The organism is Pseudomonas sp. P5_152, assembly GCF_033989915.1.
Classification (GTDB): Bacteria; Pseudomonadota; Gammaproteobacteria; order Pseudomonadales; family Pseudomonadaceae; genus Aquipseudomonas.
In genome coordinates, this window is the sequence record NZ_JASFAH010000002.1 from 4,489,271 (window position 1) to 4,511,778 (window position 22,508).

The following is a 22,508-nucleotide window of genomic DNA, read 5'->3' on the forward strand; positions in this document are numbered from 1 at the left end:
GAGGCCGGGCTGTGAGCAGAGATTCAGCACTTAGCTGAGGTTGGCCGACCCGGTGCGATCGAAGCCATCAGCAGCGAGGGTAGCGGACCCGGTGCGGTCGAAGCCATCAGCGGCGAGGGTGGCGGACCCGGTGCGGTCGAAGCCATCAGCAGCGAGGGTAGCGGACCCGGTGCGATCAAAACCATCAGCGGCAATCGTGCGGTCATAACCGTCGGCGGCGAAGGTGTTGGCGGCCAGGACGGAGAGGGTCAGGGCGAGGATCAGTTGGGTTTTCATGGTGGTGACTCCGAGGTGTTGAGGATGTTGTGTGGGGTTGAAGCTGATACTACTCGGATGAATTTGATTAAAAAGCGCAAATAAATGCTCAAATAGATCGAATTATTAGATGTGATGGCCTTCAGGCCTATTCAAGCAATGCAGGCGGTAGAGGGTGGGGCTGCAGGCTCCAGATCTGGTGCGGCGGGCGTTTTTGCCGCAAGAACGATTTCCTGCGGCCGATGTTCGAAAGCACTTTTAAGTGCGGGGTGGATCAGCCGTTAGAGCAACCATTGCCCATGACGCTGTAACGCAGGATATGCCGTTGACCGCTCGAGTCTTCATATTCCATGCGCGCTGGCACAACTTCGCAAACACTGGGTATTTCGCTCATGGAGATAACTTTGGCGATATCCAGGTGGGTGGAGTAAGTGTATTCCTCTACCGCTACTGTATTGCCTGCAACATCAGTCGGGACCTCGTCTGCCATGGCGGTAACGCACAGACTGCTGAGGGCCAGAACCAATAAAGCTTTCATTTGAAATTTACCTTTCTGAGGTCGAGATGGGTCACGCAGCCTTTGTGGGGCTGCGTGTATATCTGGATTTAGTTACTGTGGATTAACTGCCTTCGTGGGGGCTGCAACTGGGTTAATCACATTGCCGAGTTGGCGAGGCGGATTCTAGGCGTGGGGCGCGGATTCATATAGCCGCGCTTTTGATAAACACTGTTGACAGATCTTGTAACAATCCCCGAAACATCGGCTACCTGGGACGTCCGTACGGCTATGCGCCGGGAAATCTGGACGATTTGTAGGGGCTTGTTACTACCATCGTCGAATGGTTCTATAGGCCCGCCTCGGGCTACAACGGGGTCATACAAAAACAACTATTTCACCGAGGTAAAGAAAGATGAGTGCGGCTTCTCTGTATCCCGTTCGTCCCGAGGTTGCGGCCAATACCCTGACTGACGAGGCGACCTACAAGGCCATGTACCAGCAGTCTGTCGTCAACCCGGACGGCTTCTGGCGCGAACAAGCCAAGCGCCTCGACTGGATCAAGCCTTTCACCACGGTGAAGCAGACCTCGTTCGACGACCACCATGTCGACATCAAGTGGTTCGCCGACGGCACCCTCAACGTTTCCTACAACTGCCTCGACCGTCACCTGGCCGAGCGCGGCGACCAGATCGCGATCATCTGGGAAGGCGATGACCCAACCGAGAGCCGCAACATCACCTACCGCGAGCTGCACGAACAAGTCTGCAAGTTTGCCAACGCCCTGCGTGGCCAGGATGTGCACCGCGGCGACGTGGTGACTATCTATATGCCGATGATCCCCGAAGCCGTGGTCGCCATGCTGGCCTGCACCCGGATCGGCGCGATTCACTCGGTGGTGTTCGGCGGTTTCTCGCCCGAAGCCCTGGCCGGGCGGATCATCGACTGCAAATCGAAAGTGGTGATCACCGCGGACGAAGGCCTGCGTGCCGGCAAGAAAATTTCCCTCAAGGCCAACGTCGACGACGCGCTGACCAACCCGGAAACCAGCAGCATCCAGAAAGTCATCGTGTGCAAGCGCACCGGTGGCGACATCAAGTGGAACCAGCATCGCGACATCTGGTACGAAGACCTGATGAAAGTCGCGGGCACCGTCTGCGCGCCGAAAGAAATGGGCGCCGAAGAAGCGCTGTTCATCCTCTACACCTCCGGCTCCACCGGTAAGCCAAAGGGCGTTCAGCACACCACCGGCGGCTACCTGCTGTACGCGGCGCTGACCCATGAGCGCGTGTTCGACTACCGTCCGGGCGAAATCTACTGGTGCACCGCCGACGTCGGCTGGGTCACTGGCCACACCTACATCGTCTACGGTCCGCTGGCCAATGGCGCAACCACCCTGTTGTTCGAAGGTGTGCCGAACTACCCGGACATCACCCGGGTGGGGAAAATCGTCGACAAGCACCAGGTCAATATCCTCTACACCGCGCCGACCGCGATCCGCGCCATGATGGCCTCCGGCACTGCCGCCTGCGAAGGCACCGATGGCAGCAGCCTGCGCCTGTTGGGTTCGGTGGGCGAGCCGATCAACCCGGAAGCCTGGGACTGGTACTACAAGAACGTCGGACAATCGCGTTGCCCGATCGTCGACACCTGGTGGCAGACCGAAACCGGCGCCACCCTGATGAGCCCGCTGCCGGGCGCTCACGCCCTCAAGCCGGGCTCTGCGGCGCGTCCGTTCTTCGGCGTGGTGCCGGCGCTGGTGGATAACCTGGGCAACATCATCGAGGGCGCCGCCGAAGGCAACCTGGTGATCCTCGACTCGTGGCCAGGCCAGGCCCGTACCCTGTACGGCGACCATGACCGTTTTGTCGACACCTACTTCAAGACCTTCCGCGGCATGTACTTCACCGGCGACGGTGCTCGTCGCGACGAAGACGGCTACTGGTGGATCACCGGCCGGGTGGATGACGTGCTCAACGTCTCCGGCCACCGCATGGGCACCGCCGAGATCGAGAGCGCGATGGTCGCCCACCCGAAAGTCGCCGAGGCCGCGGTAGTCGGTGTGCCGCACGACATCAAGGGCCAGGGGATCTATGTCTACGTCACCCTCAACGGTGGCGAAGAGCCGAACGAAGCGTTGCGCCTGGAACTGAAGAACTGGGTGCGCAAGGAGATCGGTCCGATCGCCTCACCGGATGTCATCCAGTGGGCGCCGGGGTTGCCGAAAACCCGTTCGGGGAAAATCATGCGCCGCATCCTGCGCAAGATTGCCACGGCTGAGTACGATGGCTTGGGTGACATCTCGACCCTGGCCGACCCGGGTGTGGTGCAGCATTTGATCGATACTCACAAGACGATGAATGTTGCGTAAGCGCTGATTCTGAGTCACTGAAAGCCCCGTCAGGTGTGAGCCTGGCGGGGCTTTTTCATGCCTGACGTTTTTGTGGTGACTGCACTGGTCTCTTCGCGGGCAAGCCCGCTCCCACAGGGGGTTTCGGTGTGCACGCGATCTGAGTCACGCCACAAAAACTGTGGGAGCGGGCTTGCCCGCGATGACGATCTGTCAGGCACCACTTAAACACCGGCCAATAATTATCGGCTTCTATCCTCGGAACATTCTTACTGTTACCCGCGTTCTTTCAAGTTACTGAATGTGTAACCGCATCACGCCGATCCGGGGCGTAGGGAAACGCCGCGCTCCAAATCAGGGGCTCAAACGCCCCCCATAAAAATAAGACCCCACGCTGCGCTTGCCGGATTAGAAGGGTTTGCCAATAATAGGCCCGCAATTTGCAGTATTGATCGGTTCACTGTCTTTTTCTCTTGCATGATTTTGCAGGGCTGTCAACGTGCCTAAACGGCTTTCTCGGTGCTTCTGTAATTTGTTGTCGCATTGAAGAAATATCGACTTCGGGCCTGTCGTTAGAATGCCGATCACTCGCTCGTCGTTGTCCGCGTTGAAAACAACGCGCGCCGACCAGGACGCAGCAACGTTTTTTACGTTTAACCCATTCGCATATTGGGCTGATGCTCACTCTGCCGTTTTCGCCCTTTACCGATGGAGTCCTAAGATGAAGAAACTCGTGCTTCTTGGCGCCCTGGCACTGTCCGTGCTGTCCCTGCCAACGTTCGCCGATGAAAAGCCTCTGAAAATTGGTATCGAGGCGGCTTACCCTCCGTTCGCGTCCAAGTCGCCGGACGGCAGCATCGTTGGTTTCGACTACGACATCGGCAACGCCTTGTGCGAAGAGATGAAGGTCAAGTGCGTTTGGGTCGAGCAAGAGTTCGACGGCCTGATCCCGGCACTCAAGGTGCGCAAGATCGACGCCATCCTGTCGTCCATGTCGATCACCGAAGATCGCAAGAAGTCCGTGGACTTCACCAACAAGTACTACAACACCCCGGCACGCCTGGTGATGAAGGCCGGCACCCAGGTTGGCGACAACCTGGCCGAGCTCAAGGGCAAGAACATCGGTGTGCAGCGTGGTTCGATTCACGAGCGTTTCGCTCGTGAAGTCCTGGCCCCGCTGGGTGCGGAAATCAAGCCATACGGTTCGCAGAACGAGATCTACCTGGACGTGGCTGCCGGTCGCCTCGACGGCACCGTGGCAGACGCTACCCTGTTGAATGATGGCTTCCTGAAAACCGACGCTGGCAAAGGCTTCGCGTTTGTTGGCCCGGCCTTCACCGACGTCAAATACTTCGGCGACGGCGTGGGTATCGCAGTACGCAAGGGTGATGCGTTGAAAGACAAGATCAACACCGCGATCACTGGCATTCGCGAGAATGGCAAGTACAAGCAAATCCAGGACAAGTACTTCGACTTCGACATTTACGGCAAGTAAATCGTCGCAGCGACAAGTCCGAAATGGCGCAAGCAACAGGATCTCTGAGGTTTGCGCCATTTTTTCATCCCAATTTTCGAGGACCTGAATCATGTTGAAAGGCTACGGGGCTGTCATCCTCGATGGCGCATGGCTGACGCTTCAGCTCGCCTTGTCGTCCATGGCCCTGGCCATTGTTCTGGGTCTGATCGGGGTCGCATTGCGCCTGTCGCCGGTACGCTGGCTGGCCTGGCTGGGCGATCTGTACTCCACGGTAATCCGCGGTATTCCCGACCTGGTACTGATCCTGCTGATTTTCTACGGCGGTCAGGACCTGCTCAACCGCGTAGCGCCGTTGCTTGGTTATGACGACTACATCGACCTGAATCCGCTGGTCGCCGGTATCGGCACCTTGGGCTTCATCTTCGGTGCGTACCTGTCGGAAACCTTTCGCGGTGCCTTCATGGCGATCCCCAAGGGGCAGGCCGAGGCGGGCATGGCCTACGGCATGAGCAGCTTCCAGGTGTTCTTCCGGGTCCTGGTGCCACAGATGATTCGCCTGGCAATTCCCGGCTTCACCAACAACTGGCTGGTATTGACCAAGGCCACTGCGCTGATTTCGGTGGTGGGTCTGCAAGACATGATGTTCAAGGCCAAGCAGGCGGCAGATGCCACCCGCGAGCCTTTCACCTTCTTCCTCGCGGTGGCGGCAATGTACCTGGTGATCACCAGTGTCTCGTTGCTGGCATTGCGTCACCTTGAGAAGCGCTACTCGGTAGGCGTAAGGGCGGCTGATCTATGATCTTCGACTACAACGTCATCTGGGAGGCACTGCCGCTGTACCTCGGCGGCCTGCTGACCACTTTGAAACTGCTCGGGCTGTCGCTGTTCTTCGGCTTGCTGTGCGCCTTGCCCCTGGGCTTGATGCGGGTGTCCAAGCAGCCGGTCATCAACATGACCGCCTGGCTCTACACCTACGTGATCCGCGGCACGCCGATGCTGGTGCAGCTGTTCCTGATCTACTACGGGTTGGCCCAGTTCGAAGCCGTGCGCGAGAGTTTCCTCTGGCCATGGCTGTCGAGCGCGACCTTCTGCGCGTGCCTGGCCTTTGCCGTCAACACCAGCGCCTACACCGCCGAAATCATCGCCGGCAGCCTGCGGGCCACGCCCAATGGCGAGATCGAAGCGGCCAAGGCCATGGGCATGTCGCGCTTCAAGATGTACAAGCGCATCCTGCTGCCATCGGCGTTGCGCCGGGCGCTGCCGCAGTACAGCAACGAAGTGATCATGATGCTGCAGACCACCAGTCTGGCGTCCATCGTGACCCTGATCGACATCACCGGTGCCGCGCGTACCGTCAACGCCCAGTACTACCTGCCGTTCGAAGCCTACATCACCGCCGGCGTGTTCTACCTGTGCCTGACGTTCATCCTGGTGCGCCTGTTCAAGATGGCCGAGCGCCGCTGGCTGGGCTACATGGCCCCACGGAAGCACTGATATGGAACGTATCGACCATCAGTTACCGTGGAGCCACCTGGGTAGCGAGCGCCATGTTTCGGTGTTCCGCTTCGGCGCTGGCGAGCGCAAGGCCTATATCCAGGCCAGCCTGCACGCCGACGAGTTGCCGGGGATGCGCACGGCCTGGGAGCTGAAAAAGCGCCTGGCCGAACTCGAAGCCCAAGGTGCCCTCAACGGGGTGATCGAGCTGGTACCGGTGGCCAACCCGCTGGGCCTTGGGCAGTTGCTCCAGGGCAACCACCAAGGTCGTTTCGAGGCGGGCAGCGGCAAGAATTTCAACCGCGATTTCGTCGAGCTGAGTGCGCCGGTGGCCGCCCAGCTCGAAGGTCGCCTGGGGGATGATCCGCACGCCAATGTCCAGTTGATCCGCCCGGCCATGAGTGATGCGCTGGCCGCATTGCCCGCGCCCAGCAGTCAATTGCAGGGCATGCAGCGGATCTTGCTGAGCCATGCCTGCACTGCCGACGTGGTGCTGGACCTGCATTGCGACGCCGAAGCCGCGCTGCACATGTATGCCTTGCCGCAGCACTGGCCGCAGTGGCGTTCGCTGGCCGCGCACTTGAATGTGCGGGTCGGGTTGCTGGCGGAAGACTCCGGCGGCAGCTCCTTTGATGAAGCCTGCTCGTTGCCGTGGCTGCGTTTGGCCCGGCAGTTTCCCCAGGCACAAATTCCCCTGGCGTGCCTGGCGACCACCATCGAGCTGGGCGGTCAGGCAGACACTGGGCGTGCCCAGGCCGAAGGTTACGCCGAGGGCATCCTGGCGTTCCTTGCCGAGCAGGGCCTGATCAAGGGTCAATGGCCGGCCCCGTTGCACGAAGCCTGCGAAGGGCTGCCGTTCGAAGGCACCGAGCTGCTGTTTGCGCCGCATCCGGGCGTGGTGAGTTTCTTGCGTGAGCCGGGCGAGTGGGTCGAGGCCGGTGAGCAGATTTTTGAAGTGATTGATCCTTTGGCTGATCGGGTCAGCACCGTGTGTGCTGGTACGGCCGGCGTGCTGTTTGCCGTTGAACGGCTGCGGTATGCCCAACCCGGTTTCTGGCTGGCCAAGGTGGCGGGGCGCGAAGCGCTGCGTCACGGGCGCTTGCTCAACGACTGACTGTTTTTGTGAGAACCGACAGCATGTACAAACTTGAAGTCCAAGACCTGCATAAACGCTATGGCAGTCACGAAGTGCTCAAGGGCGTGTCCCTGAAGGCAGCGGCAGGCGATGTGATCAGCATCATCGGCTCCAGTGGCTCCGGCAAAAGTACCTTCCTGCGCTGCATCAACCTGCTGGAGCAGCCGCACGCGGGCAAGATCCTGCTCAACAACGAAGAGTTGAAGCTGGTGGCCGGCAAGGACGGCGCGATGAAGGCGGCCGACCCCAAGCAACTGCAACGCATGCGTTCGCGCCTGTCGATGGTGTTCCAGCATTTCAACCTGTGGTCGCACATGACCGCGCTGGAAAACATCATGGAAGCGCCCGTGCACGTGCTGGGCATGTCCAAGGCCCAAGCGCGGGAAAAGGCCGAGATGTACCTGGCCAAGGTCGGCGTGTCCCATCGCAAGGACGCCTACCCGGGCCATATGTCCGGTGGCGAGCAACAGCGCGTGGCGATTGCCCGGGCGCTGGCGATGGAGCCTGAGGTGATGCTGTTCGACGAACCGACGTCGGCGCTCGACCCGGAGCTGGTTGGCGACGTGCTCAAGGTCATGCAGGCCCTGGCCCAGGAAGGCCGGACCATGGTGGTGGTGACCCACGAGATGGGTTTTGCCCGGGAAGTCTCGAACCAGTTGGTGTTCCTGCACAAAGGTGTGGTCGAGGAAAGTGGCAACCCGCGCGAAGTGCTGGTCAATCCACAGTCCGAACGCCTGCAGCAATTCCTCTCCGGCAGCTTGAAATAGTCAAGGCTGCTGTCTCGCCCTGTAGGAGCGAGCTTGCTCGCGAAGATCGTCAACGATAACGCGGGAAGCCTGATGCTCCGTGGCGTTCTCAGGTTTTTCGCGAGCAAGCTCGCTCCTACAGAGGAGCGGGTCTTCATCGTTTTTTGAGATTTGTGTTGGTTTACGGGCTAGCATTGGCCTTTGTCTTCATTACTGTTACTGGCTTCGGATAGCATTCCATGACCGCCCACAAAATTGGTTTCCTGATTTGGCCCAGCACTAAAGCCTTGACGCTAGCGCTGGCCGAGGAGGCCTTGCGTGTTGCTCAGCGCGTGCATCCGGAAGTGGTTTACGAACTGGTGTTCCTGCAGGCCGAACCCCCGAGCGAGGGGGCCTGGCAATTGCCTGGCGAGGCCTGGAGCGGCAAGCTGGAAAACTTCCAGAAGCTGTTCCTGCTCGCCGACGAGCCACCCACCGCGCTGGCACCGGCACTGAGCAGTGCGCTCAAGCAGTTGGTGCGCGCCGGTTGTGTGATTGGCGGTCTGTCGGCTGGTGTCTATCCCCTGGCGCAATTGGGTCTGCTCGATGGTTACCGCGCTGCGGTGCACTGGCGTTGGCAGGACGATTTTGCCGAGCGCTTCCCCAAGGTGATTGCCACCAGTCATCTGTTCGATTGGGATCGTGATCGCCTGACGGCGTGCGGCGGGATGTCGGTGCTTGACCTGTTGCTGGCAGTTTTGGCGCGAGACCATGGGGCCGAGCTGGCCGGAGCAGTGTCGGAAGAGTTGGTGGTCGAGCGGATTCGTGAAGGAGGTGAGCGTCAGCGCATTCCCTTGCAGAATCGCCTCGGCTCCAGCCATCCAAAACTCACGCAAGCCGTGTTGCTGATGGAAGCCAACATCGAAGAGCCGCTCACCACCGACGAAATCGCCCAGCATGTGTGCGTGTCCCGTCGGCAGCTGGAGCGGATTTTCAAGCAGTACCTCAACCGTGTGCCGAGCCAGTACTACCTGGAGTTACGCCTGAACAAGGCCCGGCAGATGTTGATGCAAACCAGCAAGTCGATCATTCAGATCGGCTTGTCCTGTGGCTTCTCCTCCGGGCCGCATTTCTCCAGCGCCTACCGCAACTTCTTCGGCGCCACGCCGCGAGAAGACCGTAACCAGCGCCGCAGCAGCAGCCCGTTCGAACTGTCGTCGGTGCCGTCGGAACGCGGCTAGGCCGCGGTTGGCCATGGGGAGCGCGAGCTCCCCATGGCCTGACTCAATAGCGAGTACTCAGGTTTCAATATCTGTATCAGGCGCCGGATCAATGGGGGCGGGTAGGTCGGTTTGCTCGAACCCTAGATCATTTTCGGTTGCGTGGTAGTAAGCGGCGATGCGTTGCATGCTTTGTTCGGTGAATGGATTGCCACTGAAGTCAAAGCTTTCACCGACATCGGGATCGACCTCCATGAGCTCGACGGGCATCTCGGTAATGGCGTTGTAGCTCAGGTCGACATCCGTCCAGGAGTTGATGCTCAACACTCCTCTAGGGATCTCGGTGATGCCTGTATGGCTAAGGTCCAATGAGGAGATATCCGTCATCTGGCTGAGGTCGGGGCTAAGGCCTAGCGGATTGTCCCGCAGGTTCAAGTGGTCAAGATTATTCATGCCCGCCAATCCATCGACGGTTTCCTGGGTCAGGGTGATCCTGCATTCAGACAAGCTCAGTACTGTCAGCCTGCGCATTCTGAAGACGCCATCGGGGATGTTATCCAGTTGGTATCCGCGCACGGTCAGGCTGTCCAGGTTCGGAAAAGCTTCCAGGAATCGGCTGATTCGCGGGGCAATGTCTCCTGCGCTCGTCAGGTATATTTCTGGCACATGGCCGAAGTCCGCTGTCAGCACCGGCAAGTCGCCCATGATTGTCAGGTGTGAGGTGAAACCATATTCGCTGACGGCTATGCTTTCGATCGGTATCTGGCGCCAGCATTGTTCCAGCTTTTGCTTGAACTCATCTCTTTTGACGTGCTCGGCAAACAGCTCGTCGGCCGTCATGGGGGCGCCAGTAACGGCGTGGTTGTCCGGCACATTGGCCGTCCATAGACTCAGGTCGTTACGGAGTCTGGTGAGCTCAAGTTCGCGGCGTGTCAGGTCGGCTCGACCGTCTGTCAGTGTTCCAGGTAAGCGATAGATGAAATCACTGGCTTCTTCATTGTCCAGGCTGGGATACAGGGCTTTGGCTCGATCGATATCGGCCTGTTCGGCATAGACCCCAAAGTCTTTCTCGGTCCGGCTGTAGTGAATCTTTACACGTTCACGGGTGAGCGGGGACAGTGGGTTGTTGCCAAAATCAAATCCCTCACTGATGTTGCCGGGAAGGTCGAAGAGGGCAGCGGGTAATTCGGTGATCTGGTTGTTATTGAAAATGGCTGTTCGAATGTGAGGGTGATTCACCAGCCCGTCTGGAATGCTGGAAATTCCGGTGTTGGAAAGGTCGATGTAGGTCAGCTCAGGCATGGTGGCCAGATTGGGTGTGAGCCCCAATGGATTGTTGTACAGGTCCAGAACGGAAAGCTTGCTCAGCGATGACAGTGTTGCCTGGCTTTGGGCGGTGAGTACAAGGCCGCAGTCGCTCAGTATCAGCTCCTCGAGTGCCGGCAGGGCATTGATCGGTTGCGGTAGCTCCTGCAGGGTAAAGTTGCGCAGCTCCAGGTGGCGCAGGTTCGGGAAGCGTTCCAGAAACGGGTCAAGGGCGCGTGCGCTCGCGCTGTTGTGGAGCGACAAGGAGGAGACATGACCGAAGTCGGCGCTCAGGACGGGGAGATCGCCGATGATGGGTTGGGAGAAATTAAAGATGTGGCCGCTTATGGCCCCCAAATTCTCATCGGAAAAATCAGTCTCCCGGCGCCAGCAGCGGAGTATTTGCTCCCTGAGCAATCGGCGGTTTTGGGTCTCGGTCAGCAACGCCTGTTCACTGAGCGCGACATGGGTTTGCGGGTGTACGGCGGGCGGATTGTTGGCCCAGATATGCAGGTCCTCCTGCAGTTGGTAGTACTCGTTGCGCAGGCGTGAGAGTTCCGCGCGCGGGCCGTCGGGGTGGCTTTGCAGTCGTTGGAGCAGGGTCTGGATCTCTTCGGGGGGAAGGTTGGGATAAAGCTCTCGTGTGCGATCTTCCAGTGTGCGTGGTTGGTCGCCGGTACTGCGGCGATAGCCTTCGGACCCGAGCAGGCGGAGGGTCTCAATGACCGGTTTGGGTGTGGGGGGGAGTGACAGGGCTGTTCGTAACTCGGCTCGTTCCAGGGGGAAGTCCCGGATTGCCTGTTTCAGTTTTCCGCTTTCGCCGATATGAATGTCCAGGCTGTTTCGCTGGGCATCCGGCAAGGCTTGCAGTACGGCGCCATAGAGATCGGTGGCAGCGGAAAGTTGCAAGCCTTCGTCATCGTAGGCCTGGTACCGGCCATCGCTGGTCAGCACCAGCACTTTGCGGATAGAGGCCTGGGCGCCACCTATGCCGTCGACCTGCGGGCCTTCAAAGGCCTGGTCATGGATGTCGATCCGCACATCGGATGACCAGCCGGGTAACCGTTCGAGCGAGCGCAGGGCCAGTCTTTCGGTGTCCGCCGAGTCAGGCGAATCCAGATACAACCCTTCATACGCACGCGTGACTCGCACCTCTTCATTGGCCTGTTGTGCAAGGTCCTCCAGGCGCTTCGGCAGGTGCCCGTTATCGATTTCCTTAAGCTCGTCGCCGCTGGCCAGGCTCAGCAACTCTCGGGCAACGCTCCGGGGTAGCCCCGGTGTCGCCTCAATGATTGTTTGGGCGTGAGGGTCTTGCGTAGCCTCCTGTCCTCTGTAGCGTGACTCGAAAAGCGTGGCACGTTTGTCTTTGGCGATTTGCCCGAGCTTTTTTCTCAGGTGACTGGCACGAATGTCGAGATTGATCGTCGGGGCACCGAAGCTTTCGCCGAACATGGTCTTGATCTCACTCTGGTCGAGGGATTCCAGTACGGTTTTAAGCAAGTCACCATTGTTCAATTGGGCTTCGTGTATCTGTATGACGGGCAGGTGCTCCTTCGCGGAGAACTCCCAGACTGGCTGTCCATCGGCGTCGAGAAAACGGAGTGCTTTGGTTGCTGGCCATAGACCGTCGCTCGTCAGCAATTGCAACTGGGCTTGCGGATCGGCTTTGCGATACACCAGGGGGTCATCACTGTTGAGCTGATCGATCAGGCCCTGAATCGCTTTTTCAATTCGCATGCGTTCAAGGGTGTCTGTCAGAAGTGGCGGTTCAGACTCACTATGGACATGCATCTTGCGCAGCATGTTTTCATGGCCGTTGCTGATGTCCAGGGCCTGGTCGAGTTCAAGATCGGTGAAGGCATCGACGTTGTGGCCGAGACGGCGAACCAGTCTTGCTTTGTCCCAGTGCAGAGGATGATCGAGCTCGGTTTTCCATGCACCTGAACCATTGTGTTTCAGCGGTGATCGATAGGCCTCGGGTCGTGTGGGGTGTTGCAGGTAGCAGGCGTTGGTGTCGGCCGCTGTTTGCACTGAGTAGTGTTTGCCCTCGATCTGCACGACGCGCTTGCCTTGATGCTGATAGAAGCCTTGGGCGTCCGGTTTCGAGCCTTCTGGTAGCTGGGTTTTCAGCTCGTAGGCGCTCAGGTCGGGTTTCCAGTACCGGGTTTTGCCACCGTGTGCCGAGACCGGTTTGAATTGATCGATGAAGGTGACAATTTCCTTGGGTAGCAGGGTGCGGAATTCGCCCGCCGCGACCACGCCACCGGCGGCAAAGGTACCCAGCTGGATGACCGACTCGACCACGCCCATGAAATGCTCGAAGGCTTCACTTTTCAGGCCTTGGGCCCACTCAATGACGCTTTCGAATGTCTCGTCCAGTAATTGATAGGCCATGTAGGCCATCATCAACTCCCCCGCAAAAGGTACGAAGGGGGCTACCACGAGCACTGCGATCTCGAGGATCGAGGTCGCGATGTTGACGAAAGAGTCCCACAGCGCCCAGCGGGCTTTCTGATCGGTTGTTGCGGTTGATACGGCCATGACCCGTGCATCATTGAGGATTTTGTTCAGCTTGCCCTGGTAGAGGTGTTGCCACAGTCTGCGCCTGATGGGGGTGGCGGAGAACTGGAGGTCGGGATTGTCGATGGCGGATTCGCGCCATGAGGCCTGTGGGTCGCCCTGTTGGTGTTGATGCCATGTGACTTCCGTGAGGCGATTGGCAAGGTTGCCAAAGAAATAGCCTCGGTGTTCGTGGGCAATGAACCGGCTGAAGAATGTTCGATAGTCGGTATCGCGCAGTTGTTCAGTCAGCCTTCGCATGAAATCAGCGGTCGACGGGTACTCCCTGATCGGGTGATTGGGATCATCCGGGACATAGGCCACCACTCGCACCGGCCTGCGGCTCTGCTCAAGGTTCGGGGCAAACAGCACAATGCCGGTGAGCGTCGAGGACATTATCCTGAGGTCGTGACAGTGCACGGCTTCACCTTTCATCCTCATGCCCCGTACGCCCTGGAGCATGCCCTGAATCAGCAGGAAATAATCCGACTGAATATGGCCACTCATCCATGCAAATCGCAGTGCCGCCTTCAGCGCGGCTTTCTGGCTCTGGATGACCTTGGGTTGGAGAATCGCGGCGGCGACCGGATTGGAGACGCCCAGGTTGTCTTCGAGGTAAGTCTTGTACTGGGCGCCAATATCCAGTTCCCGGCACAGTCGGGTAAAGGCCGGGATGCCGATCGTTGCCTTGAGTGCGGGCAGGGTGGTGAACTGCCCCGTGGCCGAGGGTTTAGTGATGAAGGTTGAGTCAGGTTCGTAGGCGTCGGCTTCGGTTTCCTTGCTTTCAAAGTTGTGCAGCGCCGCGTCCAGCAACGAAACCGTCCAGGTCCGGGCGGCTCCAGACTGAATCGGGAACCAGGGGATTGTCGCGGGGATATACAGACGCAAGAAGGTTTTCTTGACGTCCACCTCCAGGTTGAAGCGGGTTTTCAGCGCATTCCTGAGTAAGGGTTCGGCGAAGCTGTTGACGTCTTGCAGGCGTTCCAGCGCCTGGTCCACAGCATTTTGTGCGCTCCAGTGAGCGGCGTTGAGAGTGTCGAGCTCGGTATGCTGGTCGGCCGGTGCCGTGGTCAAGCGGTCGGGCAACTGTGGTCGTGTGCGTTTGAGGGCCTGGCGCCTGGCGGGTGATGCCTTGGCGAGCCAGTCGGGAACGGCGTTTCTGAGGGGCAGATAGTGGCTGTCGGGGTGTTCTGAGTGGTGGGTGTTGAGTGTGGTTGCGGAGTGTTGTCCTTCAGGTAATGACATCGTGTTCATCCTTGGCTGTCTAAAGAGTGCCAAGCAGATCAGAGGGCAACGGCCAGGGTGCGCTACATAGTTACGGGCGGACACACGGCTCGAAATCAAATCCCGGTAATCCTGCCTCTAACCTGCGCAGGCAGTTTAAACTGCGCCTTTGCGACGCTATTTGTCGCATTGCCGTAAACCCGGTCAAAAGCGGGTTTTGCGCTATAAGAAGTTGTCGCTTGGCGGCAAGGCCAAGCCGGAAACTGTCCTTACAATCCTCACCAAGCTCGCCAGTTCCAGGCGGGTGTTTCTCATCAGGAGACTCCGATGTCCGTTGAGCACGCTGCGGTACAACGCGCCGATTTTGACCAGGTTATGGTTCCCAACTATGCGCCTGCCGCTTTCATCCCAGTGCGTGGTGAAGGTTCCCGCGTTTGGGACCAGTCCGGTCGCGAGCTGATCGACTTCGCCGGCGGGATTGCCGTCAACGTATTGGGTCACGCCCACCCGGCACTGGTCGGTGCCTTGACCGAGCAAGCGAACAAGCTGTGGCACGTGTCCAACGTGTTCACCAATGAGCCGGCCTTGCGCCTGGCCCATAAGCTGATCGACGCGACCTTTGCCGAGCGCGTGTTCTTCTGCAACTCCGGCGCTGAAGCCAACGAGGCCGCCTTCAAGCTGGCCCGGCGGGTCGCCCATGATCGTTTCGGTCCTGAGAAGTACGAAATCATCGCCGCGCTCAACAGCTTCCACGGCCGTACGCTGTTCACCGTCAACGTTGGTGGCCAGTCCAAGTACTCCGACGGTTTTGGTCCGAAGATCACAGGCATCAGCCACGTGCCGTACAACGACCTGGCCGCGCTGAAAGCCGCGATTTCCGACAAGACCTGCGCCGTCGTGCTGGAGCCGATCCAGGGCGAGGGCGGGGTATTGCCGGCCGAGCTGGCGTACCTGCAAGGGGCCCGTGAACTGTGCAACGCGCACAACGCCCTGCTGGTGTTCGACGAAGTGCAAACCGGTATGGGCCGCAGCGGCAAGCTGTTCGCCTACCAGCACTACGGTGTGACGCCGGACATCCTGACCAGCGCCAAGAGCCTGGGCGGTGGTTTCCCGATCGCCGCCATGCTGACCACCGAAGACCTGGCCAAGCACCTGGTCGTCGGCACCCACGGCACCACTTACGGTGGCAACCCGCTGGCGTGTGCAGTGGCCGAAGCGGTGATCGACGTGATCAACACCCCTGAAGTGCTCAATGGGGTGAATGCCAAGCACGACAAGTTCAAGGCGCGCCTGGAGCAGATCGGCGAGAAGTACGGTCTGTTTACTCAGGTCCGTGGTTTGGGTCTGCTGATCGGTTGCGTGCTGAGCGATGCCTGGAAAGGCAAGGCCAAGGACATCTTCAACGCCGCTGAAAAAGAAGGCCTGATGATCCTGCAAGCTGGTCCGGACGTGATCCGTTTTGCGCCGAGCCTGGTGGTTGAAGACGCTGATATCGATGCCGGTCTGGACCGCTTCGAACGCGCTGCCGCCAAACTGACACAAGCCTGATAGACCCTTCGGCGCCTGATCATTCAGGTGTCGAACCCAATTTTTGTTCCGGTCCTGCTTTTCTGTAGGAGCGAGCCTGCTCGCGATGGTGTGTCAGGCGACATCATTGTTGCTGAACCACCATCGCGAGCAGGCTCGCTCCTACAAGGGGCCGGCTATTTTCCTCAAAGAGTTTTCAAGAAAGGAGTGACACCATGCTGGTGATGCGCCCTGCGCAAATGGCTGATCTGGGCGAGGTACAGCGTCTGGCTGCGGACAGCCCGATTGGTGTCACTTCCCTGCCGGATGACGTTGAACGCCTGAGCGACAAGATCGCCGCGAGCGAAGCCTCGTTCGCCGCCGAAGTCAGCTTCAACGGTGAGGAGAGCTATTTCTTCGTGCTCGAAGACAGCACCACCGGCAAGCTGGTGGGCTGCTCGGCCATCGTTGCCTCGGCCGGTTATTCGGAACCTTTCTACAGCTTTCGCAATGAAACCTTCGTCCACGCCTCCCGCGAGCTGAAGATCCACAACAAGATCCACGTGCTCTCCCAGTGCCATGACCTGACCGGCAACAGCTTGCTGACCAGCTTCTACGTGCTGCCGGAGCTGGTGGGTTCGGCCTGGTCGGAACTCAACTCCCGCGGTCGCTTGCTGTTCGTCGCCAGCCACCCCGAGCGGTTCGCCGATTCGGTGGTGACCGAGATCGTCGGCTACAGCGATGAACAGGGCGACTCACCGTTCTGGGACGCCATCGGCCGTAATTTCTTTGACCTCAACTACGCCGCCGCCGAACGCCTGTGCGGGCTCAAGAGCCGCACGTTCCTGGCCGAGCTGATGCCGCATTACCCGATCTATGTCCCCCTGCTGCCGGACTCCGCTCAAGAAGCGATGGGCCAGGTGCACCCGCGGGCGCAGATCACCTTCGACATCCTGATGCGCGAAGGTTTCGAGACCGATCATTACATCGACATCTTCGACGGTGGCCCGACCCTGCACGCGCGCGTCTCGGGGATCCGCTCGATTGCCCAGAGCCGTGTGGTGCCGGTGAAGATCGGCGAGCCGGTCAAGGGCGCTGGCCGGCAGTACCTGGTGGCCAATGCCCAGTTGCAGGATTACCGCGCGGTCATGCTGGAGCTGGACTACGCGCCGGGCAAACCGGTGGTCCTGGATCTGGAAGCCGCCGAGGCCCTGGGCGTCGGCGAGGGTGCCAGCGTGCGCCTGGTGGCGGTTTAACGCTTTTACGCCTGATAAAGGCTGCAGAGCAGCGAGTTTTGCGGGGGGCCGTTACCGGCCGTCCGTTTGAGGAGATAGCATGATCGTTCGTCCCGTACGCAGCAGCGATTTACCCGCTCTGATCGAGCTGGCCCGCAGCACTGGCACCGGCCTGACCACCTTGCCGGCCAACGAAGAGCGCCTGTCGCACCGGGTTGGCTGGGCCGAAAAGACCTTCCGTGGCGAAGCGGGGCGCGGCGACGCCGATTACCTGTTCGTGCTCGAGGATGACGACGGCCGCGTGGTGGGAATTTCCGCAATTGCCGGCGCCGTGGGTCTGCGTGAGCCCTGGTACAACTTCCGGGTTGGCTTGACGGTCAGCGCTTCGCAAGAGCTGAACATCTACCGCGAAATTCCGACGCTGTTCCTGGCCAACGACCTGACCGGCAACTCCGAGTTGTGCTCGTTGTTCCTGCATGCCGATTATCGCACCGGCCTCAACGGCCGCATGCTGGCCAAGGCGCGGATGTTGTTCATCGCCGAATTCCCGCAGCTGTTTGGCAACAAGATCATCGCCGAGATGCGTGGCGTCTCCGACACGGCTGGCCGTTCGCCGTTCTGGGAAAGCCTGGGCCGGCACTTCTTCAAGATGGAGTTCAGTCAGGCCGATTACCTGACTGGCGTGGGCAACAAGGCGTTCATTGCCGAGTTGATGCCCAAGTTTCCGCTCTACACCTGCTTCCTTTCCGAAGACGCGCGCAATGTCATCGGCCAGGTTCACCCGGACACCGAGCCGGCGCTGGCGATGCTCAAGAGCGAGGGTTTCAGCTACCAGGGCTACGTCGATATTTTCGACGCCGGCCCGGCAGTGGAATGCGAAACCGGCAAGATCCGCGCGGTGCGTGACAGCCAGGCGCTGGTGCTGGCCATCGGCACCCCGGGGGATGACGCCACGCCGTTCCTGATTCACAACCGTAAGCGCGAAGACTGCCGCATCACTGCTGCGCCCGCACGTTTTGCCGCCGGTACCCTGGTGGTCGATCCACTGACCGCCAAACGTCTTCAACTCAATGCCGGTGATCAAGTGCGCGCCGTGCCGTTGTCTGCTGCCCGGGAGTCGAAATAATGAATTCGTTATACATCGCAGGTGAGTGGCTGGCGGGTCAGGGCGAAGCCTTTGAATCGCTGAACCCGGTGACCCAGCACGTGCTGTGGTCGGGGCAGGGCGCTACCACCGCCCAGGTTGAAAGCGCCGTGCAGGCTGCGCGCCAGGCGTTCCCGGCCTGGGCCCAGCGTACCCTGGAAGAGCGCATCAGCGTGCTGGAGGCCTTTGCCGCCAGCCTCAAGTCCCACGCCGACGAGTTGGCGCACTGCATCGGTGAAGAAACCGGCAAACCGCTGTGGGAAGCGGCGACTGAAGTGACCAGCATGGTCAACAAGATCGCCATCTCGGTGCAGAGCTACCGCGAGCGTACCGGCGAAAAGAGCGGCCCGCTGGGCGACGCCACCGCCGTATTGCGGCACAAACCCCATGGCGTGGTTGCGGTCTTCGGGCCTTACAACTTCCCGGGTCACTTGCCCAATGGGCACATTGTTCCGGCCCTGCTGGCCGGTAACAGCGTGCTGTTCAAGCCTAGCGAACTGACCCCGAAAGTCGCCGAATTGACGGTCCGTTGCTGGATCGAAGCCGGCCTGCCGGCGGGTGTGTTGAACCTGCTGCAAGGCGCCCGTGAAACCGGGATCGCGCTGGCCGCCAACCCGGGGATCGACGGTCTGTTCTTCACCGGTTCCAGCCGCACTGGCAACCACCTGCATGCGCAGTTCTCCGGGCGCCCGGACAAGATTCTTGCGTTGGAAATGGGCGGCAACAACCCGCTGGTGGTCGATCAGGTCGCCGACCTCGACGCGGCGGTCTACACCATTATTCAGTCGGCCTTCATTTCTGCCGGTCAACGCTGCACTTGCGCGCGCCGCCTGCTGGTGCCGCAAGGCGCCTGGGGCGACACGCTGCTGGCGCGCCTGGTGGCGGTCAGCGCGACCATCGAGGTCGGCGCGTTCGATCAACAGCCGGCACCGTTCATGGGCTCGGTGGTTTCCCTGGCCGCCGCCAAAGCCTTGATGGACGCCCAGGAACACCTGCTGGCCAATGGCGCGGTGAGCTTGCTGGAGATGACTCAGCCACAGGCCAATGCGGCATTGCTCACCCCGGGCATCCTGGATGTCAGCGCCGTGGCGGATCGTCCTGACGAAGAGCTGTTCGGGCCACTGCTGCAAGTGATTCGCTACACCGATTTCGAGTCGGCGATCAGCGAGGCCAACAACACCCAGTACGGCCTGGCCGCCGGCTTGCTGTCGGACTCCGAGGCGCGCTACCAGCAGTTCTGGCTGCAGAGCCGTGCCGGTATCGTCAACTGGAACAAGCAACTGACAGGTGCTGCGAGCAGCGCGCCCTTCGGCGGCGTCGGCGCATCGGGCAACCACCGCGCCAGCGCTTACTACGCAGCGGATTACTGCGCGTACCCGGTGGCCTCGCTGGAAACACCGAGCCTGGTCTTGCCGGCGACCCTGACGCCGGGCGTGAAGATGGCGTGATGCCTATCGCTGGCAAGCCAGCTCCCACAGGGTACTGCGTCGATCACAAAAACTTGTGATCACTGCTGAGCCTGTGGGAGCGGGCTTGCCCGCGATGGCCGCACCGCAGCCTAAAAGAATTGTTACCTGAGCCTATAACAACAGATTCTCGTGGAGCCTCGCTGATGAAATCCTATGAAGTCAATTTCGACGGTCTAGTGGGGCCGACCCATAACTACGGCGGTCTGTCCTTCGGCAACGTTGCGTCCCAGAGCAACAGCCAGCAGTCTTCCAACCCCAAGGAAGCAGCGCTGCAAGGCCTGGCGAAAATGAAAGCGCTGATGGACATGGGTTTTGTCCAGGGCGTGCTGGCGCCCCAGGAACGTCCGGATGTCGGCGCATTGCGCAGCCTGGGCTTTAGCGGCACCGATGCCCAAGTGATCGAGCAGGCCGCCAAAGAGGCCGTGCCACTGTTGGTCGCCAGTTGCTCGGCGTCGAGCATGTGGGTGGCCAACGCCGCCACTGTCAGCCCGAGCGCCGACACCGCCGACGGCCGTGTGCACTTCACCGCCGCCAACCTCAACTGCAAGTACCACCGCAGCATCGAGCACCCGACCACCAGCCGCGTGCTGGGGGCGATGTTCGCCGACCAGAAGCACTTCGCCCATCACGCGGCCTTGCCGGCCGTGGCGCAGTTCGGTGACGAAGGCGCGGCCAACCACACCCGTTTCTGCCGTGACTACGGCGAAGCCGGGGTCGAGTTCTTTGTGTTCGGTCGCAGTGCGTTCGACCCCCGTTACCCGGCGCCCCAGAAGTACCCGGCGCGCCAGACCCTGGAAGCCTCGCAAGCGGTCGCACGTTTGCACGGCCTGAGTGATGACGGCGTGGTCTATGCTCAGCAGAACCCGGCGGTGATCGATCAGGGCGTGTTCCACAACGACGTGATTGCGGTGGGTAACGGTGAGGCGCTGTTCTATCACGAGGACGCCTTCCTCGACACCGAGCAGATGCTGGCTGAACTGTCGGCCAAGCTCGCCAAGCGGGGTGGTCAGTTCAAGGCGATCTGCGTGCCGCGTGCGCAGGTTTCGGTCGAGGACGCCGTGCGTTCCTACCTGTTCAACAGCCAACTGCTGTCGCAGGCGGACGGTTCGATGTTGCTGATCGTGCCGCAAGAGTGCCAGAACAACGAACGCGTCTGGCAGTACCTGCAGACCCTGACCAGTTCCGGTGGGCTGATCCGCGAGGTCAAAGTCTTCGACCTCAAGCAGAGCATGCAGAACGGTGGTGGCCCGGCGTGCCTGCGTCTGCGCGTGGCGTTGAATGAAACCGAGCTGGCGGCCGTCAACCCAGGGGTTATCATGACCGCGCCGCTGTATGGCACGCTGACCCAGTGGGTTGAAAAGCACTACCGTGACCGCATGACCGAAAACGATCTGGCGGACCCACAATTGTTGCTTGAGTGCCGGGCGGCACTGGATGAACTGACGCAAATCCTTAAACTGGGCGCGGTTTATCCATTCCAGATCAATTGAAAGCCCGCGACCGGCTCCTGATGAGTCGGGCGCGCTGCTTTATCTCCAGATGAGAGCGAAAAAATGAGCGATACCCTGCAGCTGATCCTTGAAGACACCGACGGCACTCAACTGGAAACCTCCTGCACCCGCGTAGCGGTGATCTGGCAGGGCAAGGAACTGTGGATCCAGCACGACGGCCGCGGCCAACTGCTGATCGGCGTTGACGTCGAAGAAGGCGATGCCGAATACGCCAACCTGCTGCTGCGCCCATTGGCGACTAATCTGGTAAGCCTGCAACTGGAAATGGAACCGGCTGAAGTCGGCGACGAAGACCACGTGCATGGCCCGGATTGCAATCACGACCATTAAGGAAATCGTTCTATGCTCGCCCTCGGCAAACTGCTTGAACTGACCCTCGCCGGCCGTGAACCGGCGGAGAAGACTCAACTGACTGTCGAAGGCGTGCGGATGCGCTGGCTGAGTGAAGGTGCGCTGGAAGTCCGGCCACCACAAGCTCGCGACAACGGCCTGGACTTGCTGTTGTCGGCCGGCATTCACGGCAACGAAACAGCGCCGATCGAGTTGCTCGATCGCCTGTTGCACGACATTGCTCGCGGTGACTTGAAGCCGTGCGCACGCATTCTGTTCCTGTTCGGCAACCCCGAGGCCATGCGCCGCGGTGAGCGTTTTGTCGAGCAGGATGTCAATCGGCTGTTCAACGGCCGGCATGAATTGAGCAGTGGCTGCGAGGCGCTGCGCGCCTGTGAGCTGGAGCGCCTGGCGGCGAGTTTTTTCAGCTTGCCGGACCGTGAGCGCCTGCACTACGACCTGCATACCGCTATTCGTGGTTCGAAGATCGAACAGTTTGCCCTGTACCCCTGGAAAGAAGGCCGCCAGCACTCGCGTCGCGAACTGGCCCGGCTACGGGCGGCAGGCATGGAGGCGGTGCTGTTGCAGAACAAGCCGTCGATCGTGTTCAGTTCCTACACCTACGACAAGCTGGGCGCTGAGGCCTTCACCCTGGAGCTGGGCAAGGCCCGGCCATTTGGGCAGAACGATGGGGTCAATGTTTCACGCCTGGAAACTCGCCTGAAGCAGATCATCGAGGGCAGCGAGCCGCCCTTGGCAGACGCCGGCCTGGACGGCCTGCAACTGTTCAGTGTGGCGCGGGAAATCATCAAGCACAGCGACAGCTTCACGCTGAACCTGCCGGCGGACATCGAGAACTTCTCACCGCTGGACGTGGGTTATGTGCTGGCTGAAGACATCGCGCAGACGCGCTGGGTCATCGAGGAGGAGGGTGCGCGAATCATCTTCCCCAACCCCAAGGTGAAGAATGGCTTGCGGGCCGGCATCTTGATTGTGCCAACCACGGGTGAAAACCTGGCCTGATTCAACTTCTAAAATCTGTGGAAGCAACGCTGCCCCCACAGGTTTTTGCC

The 22,508-nt window shown here is 60.1% G+C and carries 17 protein-coding genes and 1 pseudogene; 15 read left to right on the plus strand and 3 right to left on the minus strand.

What is annotated here, in order from left to right:
* Positions 1-30: 30 nt before the first annotated feature.
* Complete coding sequence (locus QMK50_RS20270; RefSeq protein ID WP_095167133.1) at positions 31-276, minus strand: hypothetical protein; 246 nt, start codon at positions 274-276, stop codon at positions 31-33.
* 253 nt (positions 277-529) lie between these two features.
* Entirely contained in the window at positions 530-793 is a 264-nt protein-coding gene (locus tag QMK50_RS20275; protein WP_095167135.1) for a DUF2790 domain-containing protein, read from the minus strand.
* A 373-nt stretch (positions 794-1,166) separates the two neighbouring features.
* Between QMK50_RS20275 and acs the strand changes: the two genes are divergently transcribed.
* From acs to argR, 8 genes and pseudogenes are all read left to right on the plus strand, one after another.
* Entirely contained in the window at positions 1,167-3,122 is a 1,956-nt protein-coding gene (acs, locus tag QMK50_RS20280) for an acetate--CoA ligase (RefSeq protein WP_320333809.1), read from the plus strand.
* Between the two features lie 700 nt (positions 3,123-3,822).
* Positions 3,823-4,596 (plus strand): ABC transporter substrate-binding protein, encoded by a 774-nt coding sequence (locus QMK50_RS20285; RefSeq protein ID WP_159994201.1) that lies wholly within the window; start codon positions 3,823-3,825, stop codon positions 4,594-4,596.
* A gap of 91 nt (positions 4,597-4,687) precedes the next feature.
* Complete coding sequence (locus tag QMK50_RS20290; protein ID WP_095171536.1) at positions 4,688-5,377, plus strand: ABC transporter permease; 690 nt, start codon at positions 4,688-4,690, stop codon at positions 5,375-5,377.
* Positions 5,374-6,072: an ABC transporter permease gene (locus QMK50_RS20295; RefSeq protein ID WP_095171538.1), complete on the plus strand. Its 699-nt coding sequence runs from the start codon at positions 5,374-5,376 to the stop codon at positions 6,070-6,072. The genes QMK50_RS20290 and QMK50_RS20295 overlap by 4 nt, the downstream gene beginning before the upstream one ends.
* 1 nt (position 6,073) lies before the next feature.
* Positions 6,074-7,186, plus strand: a complete 1,113-nt coding sequence (locus tag QMK50_RS20300; protein WP_320333810.1) for a M14 family metallopeptidase — start codon at positions 6,074-6,076, stop codon at positions 7,184-7,186.
* Between the two features lie 23 nt (positions 7,187-7,209).
* Complete coding sequence (locus QMK50_RS20305) at positions 7,210-7,974, plus strand: ABC transporter ATP-binding protein (RefSeq protein WP_095171542.1); 765 nt, start codon at positions 7,210-7,212, stop codon at positions 7,972-7,974.
* Positions 7,975-7,980: 6 nt separating this feature from the next.
* Positions 7,981-8,094: pseudogene (locus QMK50_RS20310) on the plus strand (outer membrane lipoprotein carrier protein LolA); the annotation flags it as partial.
* 98 nt (positions 8,095-8,192) lie between these two features.
* Positions 8,193-9,173: a transcriptional regulator ArgR gene (gene argR / locus QMK50_RS20315; RefSeq protein ID WP_159994205.1), complete on the plus strand. Its 981-nt coding sequence runs from the start codon at positions 8,193-8,195 to the stop codon at positions 9,171-9,173.
* 57 nt (positions 9,174-9,230) lie between these two features.
* Here argR and QMK50_RS20320 read toward each other — a convergent pair whose 3' ends face one another.
* Complete coding sequence (locus tag QMK50_RS20320) at positions 9,231-14,261, minus strand: dermonecrotic toxin domain-containing protein (protein WP_320333811.1); 5,031 nt, start codon at positions 14,259-14,261, stop codon at positions 9,231-9,233.
* Between the two features lie 306 nt (positions 14,262-14,567).
* Between QMK50_RS20320 and QMK50_RS20325 the strand changes: the two genes are divergently transcribed.
* The 7 genes from QMK50_RS20325 to astE all read left to right on the plus strand — a co-directional run bounded on the left by QMK50_RS20325 (position 14,568) and on the right by astE (position 22,458).
* Positions 14,568-15,788 (plus strand): aspartate aminotransferase family protein, encoded by a 1,221-nt coding sequence (locus QMK50_RS20325; RefSeq protein WP_095171547.1) that lies wholly within the window; start codon positions 14,568-14,570, stop codon positions 15,786-15,788.
* 194 nt (positions 15,789-15,982) lie between these two features.
* Entirely contained in the window at positions 15,983-17,002 is a 1,020-nt protein-coding gene (aruF, locus tag QMK50_RS20330; RefSeq protein ID WP_095171548.1) for an arginine/ornithine succinyltransferase subunit alpha, read from the plus strand.
* Positions 17,003-17,081: 79 nt separating this feature from the next.
* Positions 17,082-18,107 carry an arginine N-succinyltransferase gene (astA, locus tag QMK50_RS20335; protein WP_095171550.1) on the plus strand — a complete coding sequence of 342 codons (1,026 nt, stop codon included), beginning with the start codon at positions 17,082-17,084 and terminating at the stop codon, positions 18,105-18,107.
* On the plus strand, positions 18,104-19,573 hold the full coding sequence (gene astD, locus QMK50_RS20340; RefSeq protein ID WP_320334532.1) for a succinylglutamate-semialdehyde dehydrogenase: 1,470 nt from the start codon (positions 18,104-18,106) through the stop codon (positions 19,571-19,573). The genes astA and astD overlap by 4 nt, the downstream gene beginning before the upstream one ends.
* A gap of 164 nt (positions 19,574-19,737) precedes the next feature.
* Positions 19,738-21,084, plus strand: a complete 1,347-nt coding sequence (gene astB / locus QMK50_RS20345) for an N-succinylarginine dihydrolase (RefSeq protein WP_320333812.1) — start codon at positions 19,738-19,740, stop codon at positions 21,082-21,084.
* A gap of 63 nt (positions 21,085-21,147) precedes the next feature.
* Entirely contained in the window at positions 21,148-21,435 is a 288-nt protein-coding gene (locus tag QMK50_RS20350; protein WP_095171555.1) for a topoisomerase II, read from the plus strand.
* Positions 21,436-21,447: 12 nt separating this feature from the next.
* Positions 21,448-22,458: a succinylglutamate desuccinylase gene (gene astE / locus QMK50_RS20355; RefSeq protein WP_320333813.1), complete on the plus strand. Its 1,011-nt coding sequence runs from the start codon at positions 21,448-21,450 to the stop codon at positions 22,456-22,458.
* Positions 22,459-22,508 lie beyond the last annotated feature (50 nt).

What these genes read in the sequence shown, in the direction of transcription:
- QMK50_RS20270 (WP_095167133.1), bottom strand. Translation starts at nt 276, where the DNA reads ATGAAAACCCAACTGATCCTCGCCCTGACCCTCTCCGTCCTGGCCGCC.
- QMK50_RS20275 (WP_095167135.1), bottom strand. Translation starts at nt 793, where the DNA reads ATGAAAGCTTTATTGGTTCTGGCCCTCAGCAGTCTGTGCGTTACCGCC.
- acs (WP_320333809.1), top strand. Translation starts at nt 1,167, where the DNA reads ATGAGTGCGGCTTCTCTGTATCCCGTTCGTCCCGAGGTTGCGGCCAAT.
- QMK50_RS20285 (WP_159994201.1), top strand. Translation starts at nt 3,823, where the DNA reads ATGAAGAAACTCGTGCTTCTTGGCGCCCTGGCACTGTCCGTGCTGTCC.
- QMK50_RS20290 (WP_095171536.1), top strand. Translation starts at nt 4,688, where the DNA reads ATGTTGAAAGGCTACGGGGCTGTCATCCTCGATGGCGCATGGCTGACG.
- QMK50_RS20295 (WP_095171538.1), top strand. Translation starts at nt 5,374, where the DNA reads ATGATCTTCGACTACAACGTCATCTGGGAGGCACTGCCGCTGTACCTC.
- QMK50_RS20300 (WP_320333810.1), top strand. Translation starts at nt 6,074, where the DNA reads ATGGAACGTATCGACCATCAGTTACCGTGGAGCCACCTGGGTAGCGAG.
- QMK50_RS20305 (WP_095171542.1), top strand. Translation starts at nt 7,210, where the DNA reads ATGTACAAACTTGAAGTCCAAGACCTGCATAAACGCTATGGCAGTCAC.
- argR (WP_159994205.1), top strand. Translation starts at nt 8,193, where the DNA reads ATGACCGCCCACAAAATTGGTTTCCTGATTTGGCCCAGCACTAAAGCC.
- QMK50_RS20320 (WP_320333811.1), bottom strand. Translation starts at nt 14,261, where the DNA reads ATGTCATTACCTGAAGGACAACACTCCGCAACCACACTCAACACCCAC.
- QMK50_RS20325 (WP_095171547.1), top strand. Translation starts at nt 14,568, where the DNA reads ATGTCCGTTGAGCACGCTGCGGTACAACGCGCCGATTTTGACCAGGTT.
- aruF (WP_095171548.1), top strand. Translation starts at nt 15,983, where the DNA reads ATGCTGGTGATGCGCCCTGCGCAAATGGCTGATCTGGGCGAGGTACAG.
- astA (WP_095171550.1), top strand. Translation starts at nt 17,082, where the DNA reads ATGATCGTTCGTCCCGTACGCAGCAGCGATTTACCCGCTCTGATCGAG.
- astB (WP_320333812.1), top strand. Translation starts at nt 19,738, where the DNA reads ATGAAATCCTATGAAGTCAATTTCGACGGTCTAGTGGGGCCGACCCAT.
- QMK50_RS20350 (WP_095171555.1), top strand. Translation starts at nt 21,148, where the DNA reads ATGAGCGATACCCTGCAGCTGATCCTTGAAGACACCGACGGCACTCAA.
- astE (WP_320333813.1), top strand. Translation starts at nt 21,448, where the DNA reads ATGCTCGCCCTCGGCAAACTGCTTGAACTGACCCTCGCCGGCCGTGAA.